A 24,074-nucleotide genomic window follows, 5' to 3' on the forward strand; every position below is an offset into this window, starting at 1 on the left:
CATCCCCGCGCCCCGTATGTGGTTCTTCTAAACCCCCCCCCACTTCCTGTTCTTCTCGCCCGAAGTCGAGACACGCGAGCGCAACGTGTCTCGACTTCGCTCGACACGAACGGTGGTGGATTCCAGTTCAGCTCTGCTGCGCGCGGCCGCGCTCCATCACGGCCATGCGGCGCGCTTCGACTTCAGCCTTGTTGACCTGGCTGTTCGCGCTGGAACTGCGTTCATGCTCCAGCGCCATCGCCTCGCCGAACGGCACGGCATAGCCATCGTCGATCAGGCGCTTGTAGGCCTGGATCATCCCCGGATCGGCGCTGGCAATATCCGCTGCCAGCTTTTTGGCCGCAGGCAAAAGCTCCTCCGCCGGAACCACGCGGTTGACCAGGCCCCAGGCGCAGGCAGTCTGCGCGTCGAGGAAGTTGCCGGATAGCGACAGTTCCTTGGCCCGGCTGATCCCGATCAGGCGCGACAGCTTTTGCGACAGGCCCCAGCCCGGCATGATCCCGACCCGTGCATGGGTATCGGCGAAGCGGGCGTTCTCGCTGGCGATCAGGATGTCGCAGGCCACGGCAACTTCGAACCCGCCGGTGATGGCGACGCCGTTGATCGCGCCGATCACCGGCTTGCGGCACTGCTCGATCGCTTTCACCGGATTGGCCTGCGGCGTTTCGGCATTGGCCGCGCCCAGGCCCTGGGTGCCGAGTTCCTTGAGGTCAAGCCCGGCGGTAAAGGCGCGCTGTCCCGCTCCGGTCAGGACCACGGCGTGAATGCTGTCATCGGCATCTACCGCGACCATGGCCTTGGCCAGTTCCTCGCGCAGGGCGCTGGACAGGGCATTCATCGCCTCGGGCCGGTTCATCGTTACCACGGCGACATTGCCGTCGCGTTCCACGGTTACCAGCATGGCTTACATCCGCGTCCGGGCGCTTTGGCCGTCGTCGATGCGGATCGTCGCGCCGGTCACGCATTCGCTGCTGGGGGCGACGAGATAGAGCAGGGTCGAATCCATCTGCGCCGGAACCGGCACCCGCTTGCGCGGCAGGTGGTCCGCCGGATTGCCGCCCATGCGCGCGAACATGCCGTCGGTCATTTCCGAAACGAACATGCCCGGCGCAATCGCGTTGACGTTGATGTTGTAATGCGCCCACTCCACCGCCAGCGCCTCGGTCATGCGGGCAATGGCGGTCTTGGTCACGGCATAGAGCGCCGCCCCGCCGCCGTCATAGCGGAAATGGGCGACCGAGCTGATATTGACGATCCGCCCGGGCTTGCCCGCCGCGATCAAGCGCCGCGCCACTTCGCAGGCCAGGATCCACGGCCCGCGCAGGTTCACGCCCAGCACCTGGTCGACCAGTTCCAGGCTCATCTTGTGGGCGCGCTGGGCATCGGGCATCCCGGCATTGTTGACCAGGATGTCGATGGTGCCGAACTCCGCCTCGCCCGCGGCCACGGCGGCGATCATGCTGTCGGCATCGGTTGCGTCCATCTGCACCGCCAGAGCCTTGCCGCCCGCCGCCTTGATCTTGTCGGCCAGGGCCTCAAGCCGGTCCTTGCGCCGCGCCGCCAGCACCACGGCCGCACCCTGGCTGGCCAGCACTTCGGCAAAGCGCGCGCCCAGGCCGGAAGAGGCGCCAGTGACAAAGGCAACCCGGCCGGAAAGGTCGGTCGAAGCATTGGGCAAGGGGTATTCGCTCATTTCAGGACTCCCAGGGCTGGCGCAAATTCAATCGCGCGATTAAACGCCACGATGAACGGCCCGACCGGGCTTGGCAAGCAGGGGAAATGAAAATGACGATGCAGCGCGCCTTGGAAATCGGAGCCCGGGTTGAGGCTTTCGTGCGGGACGTCGTGATCCCTTATGAAACCGATCCCCGCCGCGACAATCACGGCGCGCCGCTGGACGATCTGGTGATGGAAATGCGCGAAAAGGCGCGTGCCGCAGGCGTGCTGACCCCGCATGTCCTGCCCGATGGCGGCCACCTGACCCAGCTGGAAACGGCCTATGTCCTGCAAAAATCCGGCCTATCGCCGCTTGGTCCGCTGGCGGTGAACACCATGGCCCCGGACGAAGGCAACATGTACCTGCTCGGCAAGGTCGGCAGTCCGGAAATCAAGGAACGGTTCCTGAAACCGCTGGTCGAGGGCCGCGCCCGCAGCGCTTTCTTCATGACCGAGCCCGCGCTGGAAGGCGGCGCGGGCAGCGACCCTTCGATGATGCAGACCACTTGCAAGCTCGACGGCAATCACTGGGTGATCAACGGGCGCAAGGCCTTCATCACCGGGGCAGAAGGGGCGAAGGTCGGCATTGTCATGGCCAAGGCCGACGAAGGGGCCTGCATGTTCCTGGTCGACCTGCCCAACCCGGCGATCCGGATCGAGCACGTGCCCAACACCATCGACAATTCCATGCCTGGCGGCCATGCCACGGTGGTGATCGACAACCTGCGCGTGCCCGCAGACCAGATGCTGGGCGAGGCCGGCGAAGGGTTCAAATATGCGCAGATCCGCCTGTCTCCGGCGCGGCTCTCGCACTGCATGCGCTGGCACGGCTGCTGCCAGCGCGCGCATGAAATCGCCACCGACTATGCCAACCGCCGCCACGCCTTTGGCAAGGCGCTGATCGACCACGAAGGGGTCGGCTTCATGCTGGCGGAAAACCTTATCGACCTGAAGCAGGCCGAACTGATGATCCAGTGGTGCGCGCAGGTGCTCGACACCGGTTCACTCGGCACGGCGGAAAGCTCGATGGCCAAGGTGGCCGTGTCCGAAGCGCTGATGCGGATCGCGGACCGCTGCGTTCAGGTGATGGGCGGGCGGGGCGTGACCGATCACACCATCGTCGAGCAGGTCTTCCGCGAAGTTCGCGCCTTCCGCATTTATGACGGCCCGACCGAGGTCCACAAGTGGAGCCTGGCCAAGAAGATCAAGCGGGAATGGAAGGCTGAAAACGGGGGCTAGCCCCCAGCCGCCTCCACCACATCGCGCAGGCGGTCCTTGCCGAACCACATTTCCGTGCCGATGAAGAAGGTCGGCACTCCGAACGCGCCGCGCGCCACGACCGCCTCGGTGTTGGCGACCAGTTCACCCTTCACCTCCGCGTCCTCAACCAGAGCGCCCAGCGCTGCTGCGTCCAGTCCAGCCGCAGAAACCGCCTCGGCCCAGACTGCCGGTTCATCCAGCTTCAGGCCCTGTTCCCACAGGGCAACGAACATCGCCTCGCGGTAGGCAGCGCCGCAACCGAGCCGTTCCGCCGCGACCGCACCGCGCATGGGCAGCAGGGTGTTGACCGGGAAATGCGGGTTGAGCTTGAAGCCGGAAATTCCGTGTCGGGCCATGAAGCGGTCCATTTCCAGCCGGTCATAGGCCATCTTGGATTCGACATGGCCATAGGTCATGACCGGCGGGCGGTTGCCGGTGGCCTTGAAAATGCCGCCCAGCAGGACCGGGACATAGCGGAAGCGGACCTTGCCCTGTGCTTCGATCGCGGGAATCGCGCGGTGGACGAACCACGAATTCGGACCCCCGAAGTCGTAGACAAATTCAATCTCGGTCATCACCACTTCTCCCCGTATGGCCGGATTTCCTGCTCAAAGGTCCAGGCCGATTTCGGCTGGTTGTAAAGCGCCCAATAGGCCTCTGCCACGGCTTCGGGCGGCATCAGCAGATCAGGCTGGGCGGCCAGCGCCTCGGCCCCGATCCGCTCGGTCACCCGGGCCCGGACCCATTCGGTATCGACCCCGGCGTCGATGACCAGATGGGCAACGTGAATGCCCTGCGGCCACAGTTCGCGCGCCGCAGATTGCGCCATGGCGCGCAGGCCCGCCTTGGCTGCGGCAAAGGCGGCATAGCCCGGATTGCCGCGCAGCCCAGCGGTGGCGCCGGTCACGAAAATCTTGCCCGCCCCGCGCGGCGCCATGATCCGCGCCGCTTCGCGCACTGTGGCGAAGCCTGCGAAGCAGGCCATTTCCCAGACCTTGCGGAACACCCGGTCGGTCGTTTCGGTCAGCGGAAACTGCACGTTCGCACCAACGTTGAACACGACCAGGTCCAGGGGCGCAATCGACTCCGCCTCGGCCAGGAAAGCGGCGACGTCCTCGCTCTCGCGCGCATCCAGGCTGCGTCCGGTGACCTGCCCGCCCAGCAAGGGCGCGAGCTTGTCGCCATTGCGGCGACCGGCGTGGACGGCAAAGCCCTCGCCCGCGAACTTGCGGACGATGGCCGCCCCGATGAAGTCGCCAGCGCCAATGACCGCGACCGAGCGGCTGGGCGCGGTCACTTGCGCTCCAGCGAGATCACCGCGACGGTAAAGCGCGAAATGCAGACCAGCTTGCCGGCCTCGTCCTCGATCCGGATGGTCCAGACCTGGGTTGTGCGGCCCAGCGATTCCGCCCTGGCCGTGGCATAGACATAGCCGTCATAAGCCGGGCGGATGTGGTTGGCGTTGATTTCCATGCCGACGCCAACGAACTTGCTGCGATCCACGCACCAGCCCGCTGCAACGGAGCCGACCGTTTCGGCAAAGGCGACCGAGGCCCCGCCATGGAGCCGTCCGAATGGCTGGCGGGTGCGTTCGTTGACCGGCATCCGCGCCTTGATCCAGTCGTCTCCGCAATCGGTGAATTCGATGTCCAGCCAGCCGTTCATGGAATCGGCTCCGCCCGCGGTCATGGCTGCGAGGTCAGGGCGCTCTCCGCCCCACCAGATGATTTGGTTGCTCATTGCAACCTGCATAGAATCAAAACGGCGGCGCTGGCAATCCAGCACCGCCGCTTGATGATCGTCGTGGCCTATCAGGCCGCTTCGGTCACTTTCTTGCCGGCACGCACGCCATCGTAAAGGAATTCGCTGCCTTCCAGATCGGTCGCCGGGATCTGGTCGCGCTCTGCCCAGTAATCCTGGTTGTGGCGCCATTCCGGCTTGTCCCCGCGCTTGGGCAGGTCTTTCAGCCCGCGCATCAGGTAGGTCGGGTTGAAATTGTCGTTCTCGATCCAGTCGCCCAGGGTCATGTCGCGGTCCTCGTCGCGCAGGGCCACGTCGACCCGCTTGGCCCCCTTGGCGTCCATGTGCTTGAGCAGGTTGCAGACAAAATCGCCCACCATGTCCACCCGCAGGGTCCAGCTCGCCCGGAAATAGCCCATGACCCAGACCAGGTTGGGCACGCCGGTGAACATCATCCCGCGATAGTTGACCGTGTCGTGCCAATCGACCTGCTTGCCATCGACATAGAACGGAATGCCGCCCATCATCAGCAGGTTGAAACCGGTCGCGGCGACGATGATGTCCGCCTCGATCTCGGTCCCGTCCTTGGTGCGCACGCCGGTTTCGGTGAAGGTGTCGATCTCATCCGTCACCACGGTCAGCTTTCCGTCCACCGCCGCGCGGAAGATGTCACCTTCCGGGCAGAAGGCGAGGCGCTGCTGCCAGACGCGGTACTTGGGCGTGAAGTGCGGTTCGAACTGGAAGTCGGGCTTGCCGGTAAAGGCGCGGACCAGCTCCTTCAGCTCCTCGAACACCTGATCGGGTTCTTCCTGGCAACGCTTGGTCAGGACGTCCTGATCGTACATGATCTGGGCACGAACGACGCGGTGGATCGTCGGTTCGTCGATCCCGCCGGCGCGCAGCTTGTCGGCCAGTTCGTTCCTGTTTTCCGCGCAGAAGAAATAGGTGGGCGAGCGCTGCAACATGGTGACATGCGCCGCTTCCTTGGCGAATTCGGGGATCACCGTCGCCGCCGTGGCGCCCGATCCGATCACCAGGACCTTCTTGCCCTTATAGTCGGTCTTGGGATCCCACAGCTGGGCATGGACCAGCATGCCCTTGTAGTTTTCCTTGCCCGGCCAGTCCGGCATGTAGGGCTTTTCGTGGTCGTAATAGCCCTGGCACATCCACAGGAAGTTGGCGGTAAAGACCACCTGCGCGCCGTCCGACTTGCGCGTTGCTTCCACCGTCCAGAGGTTCGCCTTGCTGTCCCACGAAGACTTGGTGATGCGGTGGCCGTAATGGATGTGCGGGGCAATCCCGTTCTCCTCGATCACTTCGCCCATATAGTCGAGGATCGCCTGGGCCGAGGCAATCGGCGTGCCGACCCACGGCTTGAAGCGATAACCGAAGGTGTAGAGGTCCGAGTCGGAACGGACGCCTGGGTACTTGTGGGTTTCCCAGGTTCCGCCGAACGTGTCCTTCATTTCCAGGATGGCATAGCTCTTGCCCGGACACTGATCCTGCAAGTGATAGGCCGAACCGATCCCGGAAATTCCGGCGCCGACGATCAATACGTCAACGTGGGTGGCCTTCTGTGCGGCAACGGCAGACGCAGCAGCGCTCATCATCGACTCTCCTCTTCCGTTCTTTTTTAATTATGCGATTAAACCCCCATTCGCGGAAATTGCCAAGCGCGTAATTGATGCCGGTCAAATGCCGCCGTCCAGCCGCAGCCATAACCGGACGATCCGCGCGAAACCAAGGAAGTTGCATCGCGGCGCAGCGGCTTTACAAGGCCATGCATGGCACGCCGCAAGTCCCTTGAGCAGCCTGCAAATCCGGCGCAAAGCCCACCGCGCGCCTGCGTGATCGGGGGCGGAATCGGCGGGCTGGCCCTGGCGATCCGGTTGCAGGCAGCGGGGCATCCGACCGTACTGGTAGAGGCCCGGCCCGAACTGGGCGGCCTGATCCGCAGCTGGCAGCAGGACGGCTTTGTCTTCGAGCAAGGCCCCGCCGCGCTGGCCGACGCAGCCCCCTTGCGCGAACTGTGGAGCCTGACCGGCGAGGATATGGCCGACGCGGTCAAGCTGGTCCCGGTCGCCCCCGCCTGGCGGTGCAGCTGGCCCGATGGTTCCGTGCTCGACCTGCCCGCAGACCCGGCGCAGCTGGCCCGGATCGCGCCGGAGGACATTCCCGGCTACGAAGATTTCCTCGCCTGGTCTGCGGCCAGCCGCGCCGATGGCTGGCAGCGGCTGGCCGATCAGCCGCAGGGTTCGGCGCGCGGTTTGACAGAGGCCCTCGGTCCGATTCTGCGCAACCAGGGGTGGCGCAGCGCGGCGGGCCTTGTCTCCAGCCTGGTCAAGTCGGACAAGCTGCGCCAGGCGCTATCTTTCCAGACGCTGCTTGCGGGCGGCAACCCGTACAAGACTTCGGCGCTCAACCTGCTTGGCCAGATCCCGGACCAGTTGGGCCCGGCCTGGTGGCCGGAGGGCGGCATGGGCAGGCTGGTGCAGGCCCTGGCGCAGCGGTTCCAGAAACTGGGCGGAGAGATCCGCCTGCACGATCCGGTGGTGCGCATTCACACGGTCGGCAACCGCGTGACCGAAGTGGAATGCGCCAGTGGCTGGCGCAGCAAGGTAACCATCGCGGCCAGCAATGCCGACGTGGTCCACACCTACCGCGACCTGCTGCCGGGCACCCAGCGCGGCCCGGCCCTGGCCCGCAAGCTGATGGGCAAAAGCTTTTCGCCCTCGGCCTTCACGGTCCATTTCGCACTGGAAGGGACCTGGCCGGGCATCCCGCACCGCATGGCCCTGTTCGGGCCGCGCTATGCCAGCCTGCTGGGAGACATTTTCACCCACGGCGTCCTGCCGCAGGACATGATGATCCTGCTGTCCCACCCCAGCGTGACCGATCCGGGCCTTGCCCCGCCGGGCCGCAGCGTCTTTTCCGCGACGATCCCGGTGGCGAACCTGATCAAGCTGCCGATTGACTGGGACACGGTCGGCCCAGTCCTGCAACGCCGCGTCCTGCGCGAAGTAGGGCGGCGGCTGGTTCCCGATATCGAGGACCGGATCATCACCGCCTTTCACACTAGCCCACGCGACCTGGCGCTGGACTTCAACGCCTGGGCCGGAGCGGCCTGGAGCCTGGAGCCAATCCCCACGCAGTCCGGGCCGCTGCGCCCCCACCACCGCGACGGCAAGCTGGCCAACCTCTACCTGGTCGGCGCAGGCACCCATCCGGGCGCGGGACTTGCAGCCGTGCTGGCCGGTGCTAAGGCGACCGCCCGGTTGATGGTGGAGACGAAGAAGTGAAGCGCCTTGCAGTCTATTGCGGTTCGGCAACCCCGGCCGATCCGCGCTATATCGAACTCGCCAGCGAAGTCGGCCGGACGCTCGCCGAGCGCGGCATCGGCGTGGTCTATGGCGGCGGGCGGCTGGGCCTGATGGGCGCGGTTGCTTCGGCAGCGCTGTCGGCGGGCGGCGAAGTCATCGGCGTCATTCCCGAAGCTCTGGTCAGCAGCGAAGTGGCCAACCACGACTGCACCGAACTGATCGTCGTGCCCGATATGCACCAGCGCAAGGCGGCCTTTACCCGCCTGTCCGATGGCTTCGTGACCATTCCCGGCGGCGTTGGCACGATGGACGAGCTGTGGGAAGCGGTGAGCTGGGCGCAGCTGGGCTATCATTCCAAGCCGGTCGGCCTGCTCAACGCACTGGGCTTTTTCGACCACCTGATCGCCTTCAACCGGCACATGATCGAAGTCGGCTTCATCCGTCCGGCCCATCAGGGGATCATCGTGGCCGAGCCGGAACTGGACCTCCTGCTGACCCGGATGGCCGCGCATGAGCCGCACACGCCGATCTTCAACATGAAAACTTCGGAATTGTAACACAGGGCGGCGCGGCTTAGGGGCACGACATGAATTCCTATCCCGCCCCTGCGCTCGCCCGTGTTGAGGAAATGACCAAGGCCGCCGCGGCCAATCCCGCGCGCGCCATTGCGTTTCAGGGCGCGCCGGGGTGCAACGGGCACCGCGCGGCGATGGAGTGGGACCCGGAATGCCTGCCGCTGCCGTGCTTCAGCTTTGAAGACGCGCTGGAGGCGGTCAAGGATGGCCGCGCTGCCCGCGCCATTATCCCGATCGAAAATTCGCAGCATGGCCGGGTGGCGGACATCCACTTCCTGCTGCCTGAAAGCGGGCTGTCCATCGTGGGCGAGCATTTCATGGCGATCCACCATGACCTGATGGCCCTGGGCGACGGCCCCTTCACCAGCTGCTATTCACACCCGCAGGCGCTGGGCCAGTCGCGCTTCTTCCTGCGCGAACGCAAGATCGTCCCGCTGGCCTATGCCGATACCGCAGGCGCCGCCGCCCACGTGGCCGAACGCGGCGATCCCAGCCTCTGCGCCATCGCGCCCAAGATCGCGGCCAAGCTCTATGGCCTCAAGACCATCGAGGAGAATGTCGAGGACGCGGCGGACAACATGACCCGCTTCGTCGTCCTGTCGCGCCAGCCGCTCGATCCTGCCGCGCTCAATGGCCGCACGGCGATGACCACCTTCGTCTTCGAAGTGAAGAACATCCCCGCCGCGCTGTACAAGGCGATGGGCGGCTTTGCCACGAACGGCGTCAACATGACCAAGCTGGAAAGCTATCAGAAGGGCGCCAGCTTCGCCGCGACCATGTTCTATGCCGATATCGTCGGCGCACCCGGCGATCCGGCAGTCGACCGGGCGATGGAAGAACTGGCCTTCCACTGCAAGGAACTGCGCGTGCTGGGCACCTATCCGCAGGAACTGGCGCGGGGTTGAGGCTTGGGCTGGGGCGCACCCCATTTCGCATCCCTTCGAGACGCCTTTCAGCTTTCAGCTTCAAGGCTCCTCAGGGCGAACGGCAGATTAGGTGAAAGCTTTTTACTCCAGAGCCGTTCGTGCTGAGGAAGGACCGAAATCGAAGATTGAGGGCCTGTCTCGAAGCACCCCGCGCTAACATTCCAGCCACTCCTAATGCTTCGGGTCCGCGTTCGGTTCAGCCGCTAGCGGCGCGCCTTCCGGCTCGATCACCTTGGGCGGGGCAATGCCGCCGGGACCGTCATCGCGGTAGATCGCCACTTCCTTCAGCCCCTCGCTGTTTGCGCGCCCCCGGTACATGCCCGGCGTGTTGAAGGAAAAGACCGCCTGGCCATCGGGCGAAACCACGATCACCCCGCCGTCTCCGCCCATCTCGCCAGTTTCCAGCATGACGGTGTCCGCCGCCACCTGCGCGCTTTCGCCGGTCAGCCGCATCCGGGCGCAAATCTCGTGCGCCACGCCTTCGCGGATGAAGAATTCGCCGGTGCCGGTGGCAGAGACGGCGCAGGCGCGGTCATCGGCATAGGTGCCCGCACCGATCACCGGGGCGTCGCCGATCCGGTCCCAGCGCTTGCCGGTCAGACCGCCAGTCGAAGTGGCCGCCGCCAGATGGCCCTGCTGGTCAACCGCCACTGCGCCGACCGTGCCGTACTTGTGATCGACCTCGTAAGCGGTCAGCTTCCGCTCTTTCAGGCGCTGCAACTGGTCCCAGCGTTCCTGGGTGAAGAACCACGACGGGTCGGTTTCCTCCACTCCGTGCTCTCGCGCGAATTCTTCGGCGCCCGCGCCGATCAGGAATACGTGCGGGCCCTTGTCCATGACCGCGCGGGCCAGCTTGATCGGGTTCTTGATCCGGCTCAGGCTCGCCACGGCACCGGCCTTGCGGGTGCGGCCGTCCATGATCGCGGCGTCAAGCGAGTTCTTGCCCTCCCAGGTGAACACTGCGCCCCGGCCCGCGTTGAAATGCGGATCGTCTTCCAGCGTGACGACCACCGCCTGGACTGCATCCAGCGCAGTGCCGCCTTTTTCCAGCACGGCGATGCCTGCGGCCAGCCCCCGGTCCAGTGCGGCGCGGTATTCGGCCTCTTTCTCGGGCGTCATCGCCTCGCGCGTGATCGTACCGGCCCCGCCGTGGATCGCGATCGACCAATGCGCGGGCGGAGTGGCGAGGGGTTCCTGCACCGCTTCCTGCGCGGCGACAGGGAAGGACAGGATCAGGGCGAAACCGGTTAGCAACCGGCGCAGCGGGCTTGCAATCATGGCGTGCACGATAGCAGAGAGCCGGCGTGGGGGACAAATCTTCCATGCATCGAGTGAGAAATCCGTGATCCTGCGCGAAGCACTGCCCGCCGACGTACCAGCCTTGTCCCGGCTTGCGACCGAATCGTTCATCGCCAAGTTCGGCGACTTGTACCGCCCCGAAGACCTGGCGGCCTTTCTGGAGGAAAGCCTGTCGGAAAGCGCGATTGCCGCCGAACTGGCCAACCCCGCGCGGGTCTATCGCCTGGCGCAGGGCGATGATGGCGCGCTGCTGGGCTATTGCAAGATCGGCCTGACCTGCGGCTTTCCCCAGCACGCGCGCGGGCACAAGGTGATGGAGCTGAAGCAGCTCTACACCGCGCCGGAAGCGACCGGACAGGGCATCGGCGGCGCGCTGATGGACTGGGCGATGGCGCAATTCACCGCCCACGGCGCGGACGAAGTGCAGATCTCGGTATATGCCTACAACGATGGCGCGCACCGCTTCTATGCCCGCTATGGCTTTGCAAAGGTCGCCGACATTACCTTCAAGGTGGGTGAGCAGCTGGACCCGGAATTCCTTTTCGCCCGGATGCTTTAGGCGGCTGGCGGGAATATGAGACGAATTTGATTTAAGCCGTTTACGCCGGGGCCGAACGCGCCTAGCGGGCAAGGCGGAATGAACCTGCTGCGTCGCCTTCATCCGGCCTTGGCCCTGCTGTTGCTGACAGCAACGCTGGCGCTGCGCATGGCGACTCCGGCGGGCTACATGCCGGTGGCGGACGAGAATGGCATCCGCGTTGCTATCTGTTCGGGCAGCGCTGCCAGCTTTGTCGAGATCGACCCAGGTCTTCCCGCCAAGGAAGCGCCGCGCGATCCCTGCCCCTATGGCCTGGCCATGGGCCCGGCGCTGGACGCCCCCGCCCCTGCCCTGCCGCCTGCTCCGCCGGTCTATGCCCCGGCCCATTACCCCGGCCTTGTCGCTGCCCGCCTGACCGCGTGGCACGCGCTGCGTCCGCCAGCCCGGGGTCCGCCCGCTTTCGCCTGATCTGCATTCTCATCTGAATTACCGATCAAGCGAAAGAACCTGAAATGACTTACCGTCTGCTGTGCAGCGCTACCGCGCTGCCCTTGCTGCTGGCCGTGCCCGCCATGGCCGAGGAAGCCGAGCCCGCCCCGCTCACCGATACCATCGTGGTCACCGGCCAGCGCCAAAGCACCGCGCTGGAAGCCGGAACCGATCCGGTCAGCGGCCATGCCAGCGCTGCCGATGCCGCCGCCCTGGCCGCCCGCCTGCCCGGTGCGGCCCTGATCAACAACGGCGCCATTTCCGGCCAGGTCCAGTATCGCGGCCTGTTCTCGGACCGGCTGGCAATCCGCGTGGCCGGTCAAAGTTTCCAGACCGGCGGCCCCAATGCGATGGACCCGCCGCTCCACTATGCCCCAGCAATCCTGCTGAGCAGCATCAGCGTCAGCCGCGGCGCCGCGCCGGTCAGCGAAGGTCCCGGCATGGGCGCGATGGTTGATGCCCGACTCAAGAGCGTGGATTTCACCTCCAGCGCGGCCATGACTCCGGTCGTCAGCCTTGCCTCCAGCTATCGCAGTGCGGATGATGGCGTGGCCGTAGGCGGGGTCGCGGGCCTTGCCAGCGAACGGGTGCGCTTCAACGTGATTGCGGCCTGGGAACAGGGCGACGACTATCGCATTCCCGGCGGCCGCGCGCGCGACACCGGGTACGAGCGCCTGACCTATGGCCTTTCCGCCGGTTTTTCGACCGGGGACAATCGCCTTTCGCTCGATTGGCGACGGCAGGAAACCGGCCAGAGCGGCAATCCGCCCTATGCGATGGACATCGACTTCTTCCACACCGACTTCGTCCGCGCCGGGTTCGAAGGCAAGCTGGGCACCCTGCCGTTCGATCTGACGCTGGGCTTCAGCGATGTCAGCCACGGGATGGACAATTTCTCGCAGCGGCCCGCGCCAGCCAGCCTGTCCCAGTACCGCTATTCCTATGCCGAGGCGCAGACTCTGACCGCCACCGCGCGGCTGGGCATTGGTCCGGTGCGGATCGGAGTGGACGGCATGACCGTGGACCGCATGGTCAACATCACCAACCCCAACAGCGCCGGTTTCGTGATCGGCTCGCTGGATCAGGTCCGGCAGGAACGGATCGGCGCCTTTGCCGAAGCGCGCCTTGCCCGTGGCGGCTGGCAAGCCGATCTGGGGGTCCGCGTGGATGGTCACACGGCGCGGATGAACAATCCGCAAACCGGCAATGCCGTGCCGATGATGATCGCCAACCTCGCCAAGGCGACCGCCCTCATCAATGGCCAGCGCACGGACACCACCTGGGACGCCGTCATCCGACTGTGGCGCGAGGAAGGCACGGTCCGTCCGCGCCTGACCCTGTCGCGCAAGAGCCGCGTGCCCAATGCGGTCGAGCGGTTTTCGTGGTTGCCGACCGAAGCCAGCGGCGGCCTGGCCGATGGCAATATCTACATCGGCCGCCAAACGCTGAAACCGGAAGTGGCCTGGGCAGCGGAAGGCGGGGTCGACCTGGTAAGCGGCCCGCTTACCTTCCGCCCATCGGCATTCTATCGCCGGATCGAGAACTATGTGCAGGGTACTCCGGTCCCCTCGACCATGACGGCGCAGATTGCCATTGCGACGATGAACGGCGACGCCACCCCCCTGATCGCCAGCAATGTCGCAGCGCAGGTCTATGGCGCCGATGCTGACCTGACCTGGCAGATGCTGGACCGGCTCAAGCTGGAAGGCACGGTCAGCTATGTGCGCGGCAAGCGCCGCGACATTGCCGACAACCTCTACCGCATCGCCCCGCTTAATGGCCGTCTCGCCCTCACCTGGCAGGCGGATCGCTGGTCGGTCACGGGCGAAGCGGTTGGCGCGGCGCGGCAAAGCAAGGTCTCTGCCACCAATGGCGAAGCAGCCAGCCCCGGCTGGGTCGCGGCGAACCTGTGGTTCGACCTGGCGCTGGGCGAGTCGATCTCGCTCAGCGGCGGAATCGAGAACCTGTTCAACCGTCGCTATTCCGATCACCTGGCCGGACGCAACCGGGTGACCGGCTCCGATCTGGCAGTGGGCGAAAAGCTGCCCGCACCGGCGCGCAGCCTGTTTGTGCGGCTGGGCTTCACTTTGTGATGCCCATTGGGACGGGTGGGGTTTGCTCCACCCGTCCTTCGCCCTATATCGCGGCCATGTCCTCGCTTCGACCCTGGCGCGATATCGCGCGGCGCACTTCCCGGCAGATCATGGTGGGCAAGGTCCCAGTCGGCGGCGGCGCGCCGATCACCGTGCAGACCATGACCAATACCCTGACCAGCGACGCCAGGGCGACGATCGACCAGATTCGCCGCTGCGAAGAGGCCGGGGCCGACATCATCCGCGTCTCCTGCCCGGACGAGGCGAGCACCGCCGCCATGCCGCAGATCGTCCGCGCGGCGCAGGTGCCCATCGTGGCCGACATCCATTTCCACTACAAGCGCGCGCTGGAAGCTGCCGACGCGGGCGCAGCCTGCCTGCGGATCAATCCCGGCAATATCGGATCAAGCGAGCGCGTGGCCGAAGTGGTCCGTGCGGCCAAGGCCAACGGCTGCGCGATCCGCATTGGCGTCAACGCCGGCAGCCTGGAAAAGGACTTGCTGGAAAAATATGGCGAGCCCTGCCCCGAAGCCCTGATCGAAAGCGCGCTGGACCACATCAAGCTGCTGCAGGACCATGACTTCCACGAATACAAGGTGGCAGTGAAGGCCAGCGACGTGTTCCTGGCGGTAGCGGCTTACATGGGCCTGGCCGAAGCGGTCGATTGCCCACTGCACCTGGGCATTACCGAAGCGGGCGGCCTGATCGGCGGGACGGTCAAGTCCTCGATCGGCATCGGCAACCTGCTGTGGGCCGGGATCGGCGACACGATCCGCGTCTCCCTCTCTGCCGAACCGGAAGAGGAAGTGCGGGTCGGCTATGAAATCCTGAAAGCCCTGGGCCTGCGCACGCGCGGTGTGCGGATCGTTTCCTGCCCCAGCTGCGCGCGGCAGGGCTTTGACGTGATCCGCACGGTCGAGCGGCTGGAAGAAGCCTTGCAGCACATCAAGACGCCGATGAGCGTGTCGGTGCTGGGCTGCGTCGTCAACGGCCCCGGCGAAGCCCGCGAAACCGACATCGGCATTACCGGCGGCGGTAATGGCAAGCACATGGTCTATCTGTCCGGCGTGACCGACCATCACGTGCAGGACGATGGCATGATCGCCCACATCGTCAGCCTGGTCGAAGCCAAGGCGGCAGAGATCGAGGCAGGCCGCGCGGTCAGCATGGACGTTACCCACGGCAAGGCGGCTTAAGTAAAACAGTAATACCTTGGCGCTATATTCGTGCCACGATGAACCGACTGTTATTTATTGTCTTTTTCGCGATAGGCGTAATGAGCGTCGCTGCCGCACTGCTGGTCGCGCCGACAGAGCCGGAAACACAGGCGGGCGGTTCCGAAGCTGTATCCGCCGATGCGGCCCAGGCCCACGAAGAGGATCAGGCGCTCAGCCTGACCCGCAATTCGTCGGGCCAGTTCAGCATCCGGGCCTCGGTGAACGGCAGCAGCGATATTGAATTCCTGGTTGATACCGGCGCGGACCTGGTCGCCTTGACCGAAGCTGAGGCCGATGCGCTGGGCATCCTTCCGGCAGAAGAGGAATTCCAGCCCAACATGCAGACTGCCTCGGGAGTCGGATACGGCGCGCCGGTCACGCTGGATGAGGTCGAGGTTGCCGGACAGCGGCTCCAGGGTGTCGAAGCCGTGGTTGTTCGCGGACTGGCCACAAACCTGCTGGGCCAATCGGTCCTGCGCCAGCTTAGTTCGGTCGAGCTCAAGGGCGACAAGATGGTGATCAGGGGCAAGTAAGCGCTATTCGCGATTCCCTCCATCCCTTCAACGCGCTAGGGATGGGGCATGACCATTTCGATCCGTTCCGCCACCGCCGATGACCTGCCGCTGATTGCCCAGTTGATCCGCGACCTGGCCGATTACGAACGCCTTGCCCATGAAGTCCGCTTTGACGACGAGGTGCTGCGCGCCAAGCTGTTCGGCGCGCGCCCCTATGCCGAAGTGCTGATCGGCGAGATCGACGGGGCAGCGCAGGGTTTTGCCCTGTTCTTCCATAACTTCTCCACCTTTGAAGGGCGTCCGGGCATCTATCTGGAAGACCTGTTCGTGCGGCCCGAAGCGCGCGGTTCAGGCTTGGGCAAGGCGCTGCTGTCGCACCTTGCCGCCCTGGCCGTAGAGCGGGACTGCGCGCGGCTGGAATGGTCGGTGCTGGACTGGAACGAGCCGGCAATCGGCTTTTACAAAAAGCTGGGCGCGCGGCTGATGGACGAATGGACCGTGATGCGCGTCGATGGGCAGGCCCTGGCACAACTGGGCGCGGCTGCGCGCTAGGCTACCGATTTGGGCTTGGCAGGCCATTAAGTCTCCGGTTATCCACCAAGCGCTATGACGGGGGTCATGAAACGCCGCGATTTGATTCTGGGAACGCTGGCAGCGGGGGCCGCGCTGTCGGTGCCTGGCCGCGCCCTGGCCAAGGCGGCGCAGGATGCCTCGCTCGATCAGGAATTCGACCAGGCTTTCGGTCTTGTCACCACGCCGCAGGCACCTGCGGTTGTCGAACCGGCCCTGCCGCTGGTTGCACCGCCCAATCCCGCCTATGACGCCAAGCTGATCGCGACGGCCAAGCGCGAGCTGGAACGGGCAGGCGCAACGGTGTGGCGCGGGGATATTGTCGGGATTGCGGACTTTGCCCGCGCCTCCACCCTGCCGCGGTTCCACTTCGTCAACCTGGAAAGCGGCACGATCCGCTCCTTCCGCGTCTCGCACGGGCGCGGATCGGACCCGGCCCATTCCGGCTTTCTCCAGCAGTTCTCGGGCGTTCCGGGTTCCGAAGCGACGTCGCGCGGGGCCTACCTCACCGCCGAATGGTACTATGGCAAATATGGCACCTCGATCCGGCTGCTCGGCCTCGATGCGGACAACCGCACCGCGCTTGAGCGTGCGATCGTGATGCATCCAGCCAGCTATGCTTCGGCCGCCCATGTTGCCAGGTTCGGCAAATTGGGCCGTAGCGAGGGCTGCTTTGCCATGGGGCCGGAAGACTTCAACGAAGCGCTGTGGAACCTTTCGGGCGGCCGCCTGCTCTTTGCTGACCGCATCGGCGACGCTTGAACCAGCAACAATCCCGCAAGGCCCTGGTCGGCGTTCTGGTGCTGGGAGCGGTCCTGCTCTCGGCTCCGTTGCTCTGGCGGGCCTGGACAACCGGGCATGAACTGGACGGCAAGGCAAAGGTGTTTGACGCCGCTACCCCGCGCCCGGTCAGGGACATGCTGGGCTGTCTCGTCCACCGGCCCGAAGGCGGGCTGAAACTGGACATCGTCAGCCAGAACCACTTTTCCGATCCCGCGCGCGGCATCACCGTGCGGATCGAACCGCGCGGACAGGGCAGCAGGATCGAAGCCTGGGTGACGCAAGGCAGTGCGCTGACCGCTGGCGAGACCGCCCAGCTGCAAGGCTGCGCGGCCTCCTGACGGGGGCGTCTGACGGCGATGGAAATGCGCTGAAACGCTCCCCTTCGAGACGCCTTTCAGCTTGCAGCTTCAAGGCTCCTCAGGGCGAACGGTATTCACTATTTCCGTTCGCGCTGAGGAGGAGCCGAAATCGTAGATTGAGGGTCCGTCTCGAAGCGCCCAAAGCAGTCCAGATGTTTCAGCTTAAAGCGGATTATCCAGCTTGATCACCTTTTCGGTGGTCTTGCGCTTGCCGTCCCACGGCTCGCGCGGCGCGGCGAAGGCGGCGAGGACCGGGGCGTCACGCTTATACAGGTCGGCGAAGGTGCCCATCTTGCCGGTGATGTCCGTCGCCATGGTGAAGTACATGATATAGACCGGGAAGGTCTTGGTCATCGGCACGCGGGTGTACTTGCCGGACTTGACGATCTCGACCATTTCGTCGGTCGACTTGCCCGACCCCAGGATGCCCATGGTCATGCCCAGCTCCATTGCCCGTTCGGTGCGGATGCAGCCGTGGCTGAGCGCGCGCAGGGTGCTGTTGAACAGGTTGCGGTTTGGCGTATCGTGGAGGAAGATCGCATGTTCGTTCGGCATGTCGAGCTTCATGAAGCCCAGCGCATTGTTTGGTCCCGGCTGCTGGACGACTGTAATCGTGCCGTCCTTGTTCTTGGTCACCTTGTAACCTTCGCGGGCAGCCTGGGCCGGATTGCCGACCAGACGCGCACCCAGGCCTTCGCCCTTCACGATCGATTGCGGCACGGTCCAGGTCGGGTTGAAGACCACGCCTTCGACCACTTCGGCCAATTGCGGCGTAGCCGTGCGCCCCGGCTTGCCGACAATGGTGCGGTATGACCGGATGATCGTGTTATCGACCGTCAGGCGCAGCTGGAATTCAGGGACGTTGGTCAGCAGGTAGAACTTGCCCAGTTCGCGCGGCAGCCAGCGCCAGCGGTCCATGTTGACGCGGATCAGGGCGCGCTTCGCCTTGTCCGCCTTGGGCGTCGCCGCCAGCAAGGCCTTGAGCGCGGCATAGTCGGGCGCGGTAGGGGCAAGGTTCTGGATGGTCCCGGCAATGTCGCGGCTGGCCAAGGCCTGGGCCATCACGGCAGAAGTCGGGCTGTTGTCCAGGTCGGTATCGACCACGAACCATTGCACGCGCGAATCCATCCGGGTGCGGCCATCGCGCATGTCCTCGATCAGCCAGGATAGGGACTTGCTGGCCTGGGCGTTGAGCGCTTCGCCCGATCCACCCAGGATCGCGGCGCGCAGGGCATCGGGCTCATAGTCCGCCGGGATCAGGCCTTCGGCACCAATGCCCTGGATCACGCTGAGCAGCTGGCGCGCATCGGCCACGGTCCAGTTCAGCACCGGCTCGTCCACCGGGGCCTGCTCCGGTCCGACCGGCACAGTAGCTGGCGGCGTTGCGCTGGCGGTGGGCGCAGGGCTGGGGAGGATGGGTTCGGGCTGGGCGGCGGCGAGTGCGGCAGCAGAGCTAAGCCCCAGGCCCAGACCAATGCCCCAGCTCAAACGGAAACTGCCCCGCACGTTCATTTCGAAAACTCCAAGTCCAGATGCGCCCGGCCACAGCATTGTGCGGCGACGGGCCAGTTATTGCCCGTTCCGCCATGCCGCTTCAAGCGTTGCGCTAAGCTGAATGCACCGCCTTGTGCAGAACGACGGATTCAGCCGATCAGTTCCAGCCAGTCGCTGCCCAGCACCGCATCGACCGTGCTGCGTGCCTCGCCGTCCAGCCGCGCATAGCGCGCGCGCAGTTCGCGCAGGCATTTGATCTGGTACTTGAACACCCCCTGTTCGTAGGGAAGCCCCATCGCTTCCATCCGGAACGTTTCCTGGCCTGCTTCGGCGGCGGCCTCGTTGGCGCGCAGGAAGGGGACATAGACTTGTCCGGCAATGCGGACCAGTTCCGCCACAACCGGGGCAATGCCCGGCTCCCACTCCCCTTTCATGCCGCTCATGTCGTCGACGTGGGCCAGCCAGCGGTAGGTATAGGGATAGTCCGCCCGCATCATGGCTTGCGGCGTGGGATCGGTGCCGAGCTGCGACAGCTGGCCGTAGATGCCGAATTCGGCCAGGCTGGGGCGGGTGCCGAACAGGCAGTGCTGGTTCACCACATGGCCCTCCAGCGCGGAGAGGACCGCGCGGGTGCTGGCCTCTATCAGCGGGAAATTCTCGCGCGTGCAGCCGACCAGCGCCATGCGCCCCACTTGGCGCGCGCGGAACTGTTCGGCAAAGCCCTGGCTGCGCTCAAGCCCGCCGCCCTTCATATTGTCGAATGCCAGCCAGCGGCTCATCTGGATCTGGTCGACATCTTCCAGCCAGCGATAGCCGAACATCGCCTTGGTCAGCCATTCGTCGGCAAAGTCTTCCAGCAGATGCGCGATGAAGGCCTGGGCCGGATCATCAGGCACCACGCGCCTTTCGGCATGGCGCTGTTCCAGATCGTAGATCACCGGGGTGGAATCGTTGTCATAATGCCCGTCCGGATATTGCAGCACCGGGATCACCGGGGCGCGGACCTGTCCCAGTGCCTCGCGCGTTGCCGCCCCGTCGATCCACCGGTGGGGAATCCGGCGATAGCGCAGCAGCGCGCGCAGCTTCATCGAATAGGGCGAGCCAAGCGCGCCATAGAGCTTGTACATCAACGATACCCCGTGGGATTGTCCGGCCACCATGGCATATCCGGCAAGTCGCCCGACACGGTGAGCGGGAATTGCGGCGCGCGCTTTTCCAGGAAAGCCGCCACGCCTTCATGCACGTCGCCCTTTGCGCCCAGTGCAATGTTCAGCGCGGCATCGACCGACAGCGCGCCTTTTGGCCCCTCCTGGGCCGAGAAGTGCCAGAGCATCCGCCGCGTCAGGGCCAGAGCCACGGGCGAGCAGTTCGCCGCGATCTCCAGCGCCAGTTCGCGCGCCCGCGCTTCGACCTGATCGGCGGGCACCACCTCGCTGACCAGCCCGGCCGCAAGCGCCTCCTGCGCGGGGACCAGCGCTCCGGTCATGCACCACTTGAGCGCAGTAGACAGCCCGACAAGGCGCGGCAGGAACCAGGCCGAGCCTGCCTCTGGCACCAGCCCGCGCCGGGTGAAGACGCAGCCGAATTTCGCATTGTCCGCCGCGATGCGGATGTCGCAGGGCAGGGTCAGGGTCAGGCCCACACCCGCTGCCGAGCCGTTGTATGCGACCAGCAGCGGCTTGAGCGAATTCATCATCGCCGCGACGAAGTCTGAATTCTCTCGCCGTCCGTCGCGGCTGCCAAAGTTCTTGGCGCCTTCACCGCTTTCAGTGTCGAAAGCGCCCGCTCCGGCCGAAACGTCGGCTCCGGCGCAGAATACCCGGCCCGTGCCGGTCAGGACCACCACCTTGACGCTGTCGTCGGCGTCCGCCTGCCCGATGGCCCGGACCAGCTCCGCCCCCATCTGGTTGGTATAGGCGTTGAGCACGTCTGGCCGGTTGAGCCGGAGCCACAGGATCGGGCCTTCCTTCTCGACCAGCAGCGTCTCGAAATCGGCGCTCACCGCGGTTCGATCCGCACCGGCATGGCGGTGAAGCCGTGGAGGAACGGACTGGGCAGGCGTTCCGGCGCCCCTTGCGGGACGACGCGGATATTGCGGTTGACCATCTCGGCGATCAGCGTGGCGATCTGGCTTTCCGCCAGCTTCGCGCCCACACAGCGGTGGATGCCGTGCCCGAAGGACAAGTGCCGCCGCGCGTTCTCGCGGCCCACGTCGAACCGCTCGGCATCGGGGAACATCTTTTCGTCGCGGTTGGCGCTGATGTACCACATGACCACCTTCTCGCCCTTGCGGATGGTCTGCCCGCCCAGCTGCGTATCCTCCAGCGCGGTGCGGCGCATGTGGGTAACCGGCGATTGCCAGCGGATGATTTCCTGCGCGGCATTGGGGATCAGCGAAGGATCGGCGCGCAAGCGGTCGAATTGCTCCGGATACTTGTCAAACGCCTCGACCAGGGCCGACATCGAATTGCGCGTGGTGTCGTTGCCGCCAACGATCAGGAGGGCGATGTTGGCGATCCGCTCCATCGGCTCCATGTGGCCCATGGCTTCGGAATGGACCATGCGGCTGAGGAGATCGTCGGTCGGCGGCTTGCCCCGGCGGTCTTCCAGTTCGCGGTCAAACCGGGCTAGCATTTCGCCCATCTGCATCAAGAACTGCGCACGGTATTCGTCGGTCAGGTTTTCCGCTGAAACGCCGCTGGCCCAGTCCGACCAGCGCTTGATATCGCGCCATTCGTCGAACGGCATGTCGAACAGGATGCACAGCATCCCCAGGGTTTGCGGGATCGAGACGCGCTCTACCCAGTCGAACGTCTCGCCCAGCGGCAGGCCGTCCATCAGTTCCTTGGTCCGCGCTTTTACCGCCGCATCGAGCTTGAGCATCTGGCTGGGCGAAAAAGCCGGAGCGATCACGCGGCGCTGGGCCGTATGGATCGGCGGGTCCTGCGCGATGAAGTTGGGAAAGCCTTCGCCGTTCACCGCCTCGGCAATGGTGATATTGCCCAGGTCCCAGCGCGAGGAGAACACGTCGTGGCGCAGTTCCACCTCTTGCACCAGATCATGTGTCACCACCGACCAGTATGATCCGAACGGGCTTTCCTCGCGCCAGGAAATCGGCATTTCCGCGCGCAATCTGGCGAAGGGTTCGCGCCAGGTGTCCTCCACGTAAAGCGCGTCCTGGCTGACGTCGAAGGGGTTAAGCGGACGATCTGTGACAGTGGCCATGGTTCAAGCCTCCTCAAGCTGGCGGGAGCGGACCGGCAGGGCATTGCCCGCCGCAGCGGCGCGCCGGGCGCCCTTGTCCAGTTCCTTCTTCAAAGCGCGGACATAGTGATCGAAGTCGAGCTGGATCGTGTGGCGCCGCGCCGCGTAATACTGCCCGGTGTAGTAATCCTCGTCCGCCTGGATCACCTGCTCCATCTCGGCCGGATCGGGCGGCAGATATTGTCCGGCAAGGTAAGCGCCGACCAGTTTTGATTGCTGCTCGGCAAAGTTGACCAGAGTGGGCAGCGGCTGGGCCAGGCCCATGTAGAACAGGTCCGGCACGCCCGGTTTCATGATCCGCTTGTAGAGCGGCGGCGGGCGGTTGTCAGAGTCTGCCTTGAAGCTGGGCTCGTCAAAGAACGGGAAGCTGATGTCATAGCCGGTGGCCCAGACGATCACGTCAATCTGTTCGCGCGAACCATCGGTGAAGACCACGCCGTCGCCGTCCAGCCGCTCGATCCCCGGCTTCATCGTGATGTCGCCCGATCCGGCGCGGACCAGGAATTCGCCCGATACCGTGCCGTGGCTTTCGAACGGGCCGATGTCCGGTTCGGGCAGGCCATAGTCGCTCATCTTGCCGACCAGCTTTTTCACCATCCGCGCGCCCAGCCACTGGCGCAGCCTCTTGGGCATCCAGGCTGGGGCCGGGTTCTTGTCGAGAGGCTGGCCCTGGTAATACTTGGGGAAGATCCACACCCCGCGCCGGGTGGAGACGAACAGCCTGGCCGCCATGGGCCGCTGCGACAGTTCGCTGGCCACGTCCATGGCCGAATTGCCCATGCCGACGACCAGCACCCGCTTGCCGACGCAGTCCACCGGCTCGAACGGCGTGCGATACTGGTGCGAGTGGATCTGCGCGCCGTCGAAGTGGCCGGGGTATTCCGGGATGCGCGCCGCCCAGTGGTGGCCATTGGCCACGGCCAGCGCGTCATAGTCCTTCACCTCGCCAGTGGAGAGCGTGATCGTCCAGCCGCCCGCACTCTTGCGCTCGGCTTTCTCGACGCGGGTGTTGAAGCGGATATGCGGGCGCAGGCCGAAGTGATCGACGTAATCGTGAAAGTACTTCAGCAGCAGCGAATGGTGCGGATAGTCCGGCCAGTCGGCGGGAACCGGAAAATCCTCGAACGCCAGGCGCCATTTCGACGTGTCGATATGCAGGCTCTGGTAACAGGCCGACATGCCGTTCGGGTTGTTGTAGTACCAGGTTCCGCCGATATCGTCTGACGCTTCATAGACGTCGAAGGGAATCCCATAGTCCTTCAGCCGCTTGGCCGTGGTAAATCCGCTGCACCCTGCACCAATAATGCAGACGCGCGGCAAGGCTTGGTCTTGCGCCATGTCCAGTACTCTCCCGTGGCCATTTGCTGGCCTTGAGAGGGAGTATGTTTAATCGTGCGATTAATGTCCAGCGCCTATCCTGTCTGGACAATCGCGCCGCACCCTTGCATCGTACCCGCACACAACAGAACACCTCCGGGGAGAAGCCACAGAGGTCTGGAGGGGCAAGAGAATGACTGGTACGTTTGATCCAACTGCCTGGGCGGGCATGTTGCTGGGTCTGACCGCGACCTTCGCGGGGATCGGGGCTCTGCGCAAGCCGGGTGCCTGGCGCGTGATGCTGGAAGAGGTGGAGCGCTCGCCCGCGCTGCAATTCCTGTGCGGGCTGATGGAACTGCTGATCGGGGCTGCGGTCTATCTGGCCAACCCGTTCCTGCCCACAGACCTGCTGGCCTGCGTGCTGAAAGTCATGGGCGGCCTGATGATGGTCGAGGCGTTGGCGATCCTGGGCTTTGTCGACATCTACACCCAGTTCTGGCTGCGCAGCCTGACCCACATGCATCGCGGCTGGGCGATGAGCACGGTATTGCTGGGCATTGTCCTGCTGTCGGCAGGGGCCTTGCGGCTGGTTTAGGCTG

The 24,074-nt window shown here is 65.0% G+C and carries 25 protein-coding genes; 13 read left to right on the forward strand and 12 right to left on the reverse strand.

Annotated features, from left to right (window positions below; all coding sequences use genetic code 11):
• Positions 1–127 precede the first annotated feature (127 nt).
• Together ACQKOE_RS09035 and ACQKOE_RS09040 are read right to left on the reverse strand one after the other, a co-directional pair.
• On the reverse strand, positions 128–901 hold the full coding sequence (locus ACQKOE_RS09035; RefSeq protein WP_427512491.1) for an enoyl-CoA hydratase: 774 nt from the start codon (positions 899–901) through the stop codon (positions 128–130).
• Between the two features lie 3 nt (positions 902–904).
• Positions 905–1,693, reverse strand: a complete 789-nt coding sequence (locus tag ACQKOE_RS09040) for an SDR family NAD(P)-dependent oxidoreductase (RefSeq protein ID WP_427512492.1) — start codon at positions 1,691–1,693, stop codon at positions 905–907.
• Between the two features lie 86 nt (positions 1,694–1,779).
• Here ACQKOE_RS09040 and ACQKOE_RS09045 point away from each other — a divergent pair, with 86 nt between their 5' ends.
• A complete protein-coding gene (locus tag ACQKOE_RS09045; RefSeq protein ID WP_427512493.1) occupies positions 1,780–2,955 on the forward strand; it encodes an acyl-CoA dehydrogenase family protein in 1,176 nt (391 codons plus the stop codon).
• Here ACQKOE_RS09045 and ACQKOE_RS09050 read toward each other — a convergent pair.
• The 4 genes from ACQKOE_RS09050 to ACQKOE_RS09065 form a co-directional block, all read right to left on the reverse strand.
• Entirely contained in the window at positions 2,952–3,551 is a 600-nt protein-coding gene (locus ACQKOE_RS09050) for a 2-hydroxychromene-2-carboxylate isomerase (RefSeq protein WP_427512495.1), read from the reverse strand. The genes ACQKOE_RS09045 and ACQKOE_RS09050 overlap by 4 nt on opposite strands.
• Positions 3,551–4,273 carry an SDR family NAD(P)-dependent oxidoreductase gene (locus tag ACQKOE_RS09055; protein ID WP_427512496.1) on the reverse strand — a complete coding sequence of 241 codons (723 nt, stop codon included), beginning with the start codon at positions 4,271–4,273 and terminating at the stop codon, positions 3,551–3,553. Before ACQKOE_RS09055 ends, ACQKOE_RS09050 begins: the two co-directional genes overlap by 1 nt.
• Positions 4,270–4,716, reverse strand: a complete 447-nt coding sequence (locus tag ACQKOE_RS09060; protein WP_427512497.1) for a hotdog fold thioesterase — start codon at positions 4,714–4,716, stop codon at positions 4,270–4,272. Before ACQKOE_RS09060 ends, ACQKOE_RS09055 begins: the two co-directional genes overlap by 4 nt.
• A gap of 71 nt (positions 4,717–4,787) precedes the next feature.
• Positions 4,788–6,323: a flavin-containing monooxygenase gene (locus ACQKOE_RS09065; protein WP_427512498.1), complete on the reverse strand. Its 1,536-nt coding sequence runs from the start codon at positions 6,321–6,323 to the stop codon at positions 4,788–4,790.
• A gap of 177 nt (positions 6,324–6,500) precedes the next feature.
• Here ACQKOE_RS09065 and crtI point away from each other — a divergent pair, with 177 nt between their 5' ends.
• The 3 genes from crtI to ACQKOE_RS09080 are packed head-to-tail and all read left to right on the forward strand — an operon-like array spanning position 6,501 to position 9,516.
• A complete protein-coding gene (gene crtI, locus ACQKOE_RS09070; protein ID WP_427512499.1) occupies positions 6,501–8,015 on the forward strand; it encodes a phytoene desaturase family protein in 1,515 nt (504 codons plus the stop codon).
• Positions 8,012–8,593: a TIGR00730 family Rossman fold protein gene (locus ACQKOE_RS09075; RefSeq protein ID WP_374589805.1), complete on the forward strand. Its 582-nt coding sequence runs from the start codon at positions 8,012–8,014 to the stop codon at positions 8,591–8,593. Before crtI ends, ACQKOE_RS09075 begins: the two co-directional genes overlap by 4 nt.
• 29 nt (positions 8,594–8,622) lie before the next feature.
• Entirely contained in the window at positions 8,623–9,516 is an 894-nt protein-coding gene (locus ACQKOE_RS09080; RefSeq protein ID WP_427512500.1) for a prephenate dehydratase, read from the forward strand.
• A 192-nt stretch (positions 9,517–9,708) separates the two neighbouring features.
• On the opposite strand, the gene ACQKOE_RS09085 is transcribed toward ACQKOE_RS09080, so the two are convergent.
• Positions 9,709–10,815, reverse strand: coding sequence for an isoaspartyl peptidase/L-asparaginase family protein (locus ACQKOE_RS09085; protein ID WP_427512501.1), 1,107 nt, complete (start codon positions 10,813–10,815; stop codon positions 9,709–9,711).
• Between the two features lie 64 nt (positions 10,816–10,879).
• Here ACQKOE_RS09085 and ACQKOE_RS09090 point away from each other — a divergent pair, with 64 nt between their 5' ends.
• The 8 genes from ACQKOE_RS09090 (at position 10,880) to ACQKOE_RS09125 (ending at position 17,379) form a co-directional block, all read left to right on the forward strand.
• Positions 10,880–11,395 (forward strand): N-acetyltransferase family protein, encoded by a 516-nt coding sequence (locus ACQKOE_RS09090; RefSeq protein ID WP_427512502.1) that lies wholly within the window; start codon positions 10,880–10,882, stop codon positions 11,393–11,395.
• 78 nt (positions 11,396–11,473) lie between these two features.
• A complete protein-coding gene (locus tag ACQKOE_RS09095) occupies positions 11,474–11,842 on the forward strand; it encodes a hypothetical protein (protein ID WP_427512503.1) in 369 nt (122 codons plus the stop codon).
• A gap of 44 nt (positions 11,843–11,886) precedes the next feature.
• Positions 11,887–13,956: a TonB-dependent receptor gene (locus ACQKOE_RS09100; protein ID WP_427512504.1), complete on the forward strand. Its 2,070-nt coding sequence runs from the start codon at positions 11,887–11,889 to the stop codon at positions 13,954–13,956.
• A 56-nt stretch (positions 13,957–14,012) separates the two neighbouring features.
• Entirely contained in the window at positions 14,013–15,152 is a 1,140-nt protein-coding gene (ispG, locus tag ACQKOE_RS09105) for a flavodoxin-dependent (E)-4-hydroxy-3-methylbut-2-enyl-diphosphate synthase (RefSeq protein ID WP_427512505.1), read from the forward strand.
• An 80-nt stretch (positions 15,153–15,232) separates the two neighbouring features.
• The gene (locus ACQKOE_RS09110; RefSeq protein ID WP_427512506.1) at positions 15,233–15,706 is read left to right on the forward strand and encodes a retropepsin-like aspartic protease family protein; all 474 of its coding nucleotides are present in this window, start codon (positions 15,233–15,235) and stop codon (positions 15,704–15,706) included.
• A 48-nt stretch (positions 15,707–15,754) separates the two neighbouring features.
• Complete coding sequence (locus tag ACQKOE_RS09115) at positions 15,755–16,240, forward strand: N-acetyltransferase family protein (protein WP_427512507.1); 486 nt, start codon at positions 15,755–15,757, stop codon at positions 16,238–16,240.
• Positions 16,241–16,306: 66 nt separating this feature from the next.
• Positions 16,307–17,020, forward strand: coding sequence for a murein L,D-transpeptidase catalytic domain-containing protein (locus ACQKOE_RS09120; protein ID WP_427512508.1), 714 nt, complete (start codon positions 16,307–16,309; stop codon positions 17,018–17,020).
• Positions 17,017–17,379 (forward strand): hypothetical protein, encoded by a 363-nt coding sequence (locus ACQKOE_RS09125; protein WP_427512509.1) that lies wholly within the window; start codon positions 17,017–17,019, stop codon positions 17,377–17,379. The genes ACQKOE_RS09120 and ACQKOE_RS09125 overlap by 4 nt, the downstream gene beginning before the upstream one ends.
• Positions 17,380–17,562: 183 nt before the next feature.
• Here the strand turns inward: ACQKOE_RS09125 and ACQKOE_RS09130 are convergent, their stop codons facing one another.
• The 5 genes from ACQKOE_RS09130 to ACQKOE_RS09150 form a co-directional block, all read right to left on the reverse strand.
• Entirely contained in the window at positions 17,563–18,912 is a 1,350-nt protein-coding gene (locus ACQKOE_RS09130) for a L,D-transpeptidase family protein (protein WP_427512510.1), read from the reverse strand.
• 131 nt (positions 18,913–19,043) lie between these two features.
• Positions 19,044–20,051 carry a glutathione S-transferase N-terminal domain-containing protein gene (locus ACQKOE_RS09135; RefSeq protein WP_427512511.1) on the reverse strand — a complete coding sequence of 336 codons (1,008 nt, stop codon included), beginning with the start codon at positions 20,049–20,051 and terminating at the stop codon, positions 19,044–19,046.
• Positions 20,021–20,896, reverse strand: coding sequence for an enoyl-CoA hydratase-related protein (locus ACQKOE_RS09140; protein ID WP_427512512.1), 876 nt, complete (start codon positions 20,894–20,896; stop codon positions 20,021–20,023). Before ACQKOE_RS09140 ends, ACQKOE_RS09135 begins: the two co-directional genes overlap by 31 nt.
• Complete coding sequence (locus tag ACQKOE_RS09145; protein ID WP_427512513.1) at positions 20,893–22,119, reverse strand: cytochrome P450; 1,227 nt, start codon at positions 22,117–22,119, stop codon at positions 20,893–20,895. The genes ACQKOE_RS09140 and ACQKOE_RS09145 overlap by 4 nt, the downstream gene beginning before the upstream one ends.
• A gap of 3 nt (positions 22,120–22,122) precedes the next feature.
• On the reverse strand, positions 22,123–23,496 hold the full coding sequence (locus tag ACQKOE_RS09150; RefSeq protein WP_427512514.1) for a flavin-containing monooxygenase: 1,374 nt from the start codon (positions 23,494–23,496) through the stop codon (positions 22,123–22,125).
• Positions 23,497–23,668: 172 nt separating this feature from the next.
• Between ACQKOE_RS09150 and ACQKOE_RS09155 the strand changes: the two genes are divergently transcribed.
• Complete coding sequence (locus ACQKOE_RS09155) at positions 23,669–24,070, forward strand: hypothetical protein (protein ID WP_374589907.1); 402 nt, start codon at positions 23,669–23,671, stop codon at positions 24,068–24,070.
• The last annotated feature ends 4 nt before the right edge of the window (positions 24,071–24,074 follow it).

This window comes from Novosphingobium sp. NPDC080210, assembly GCF_050281025.1.
GTDB lineage: Bacteria > Pseudomonadota > Alphaproteobacteria > Sphingomonadales > Sphingomonadaceae > Novosphingobium.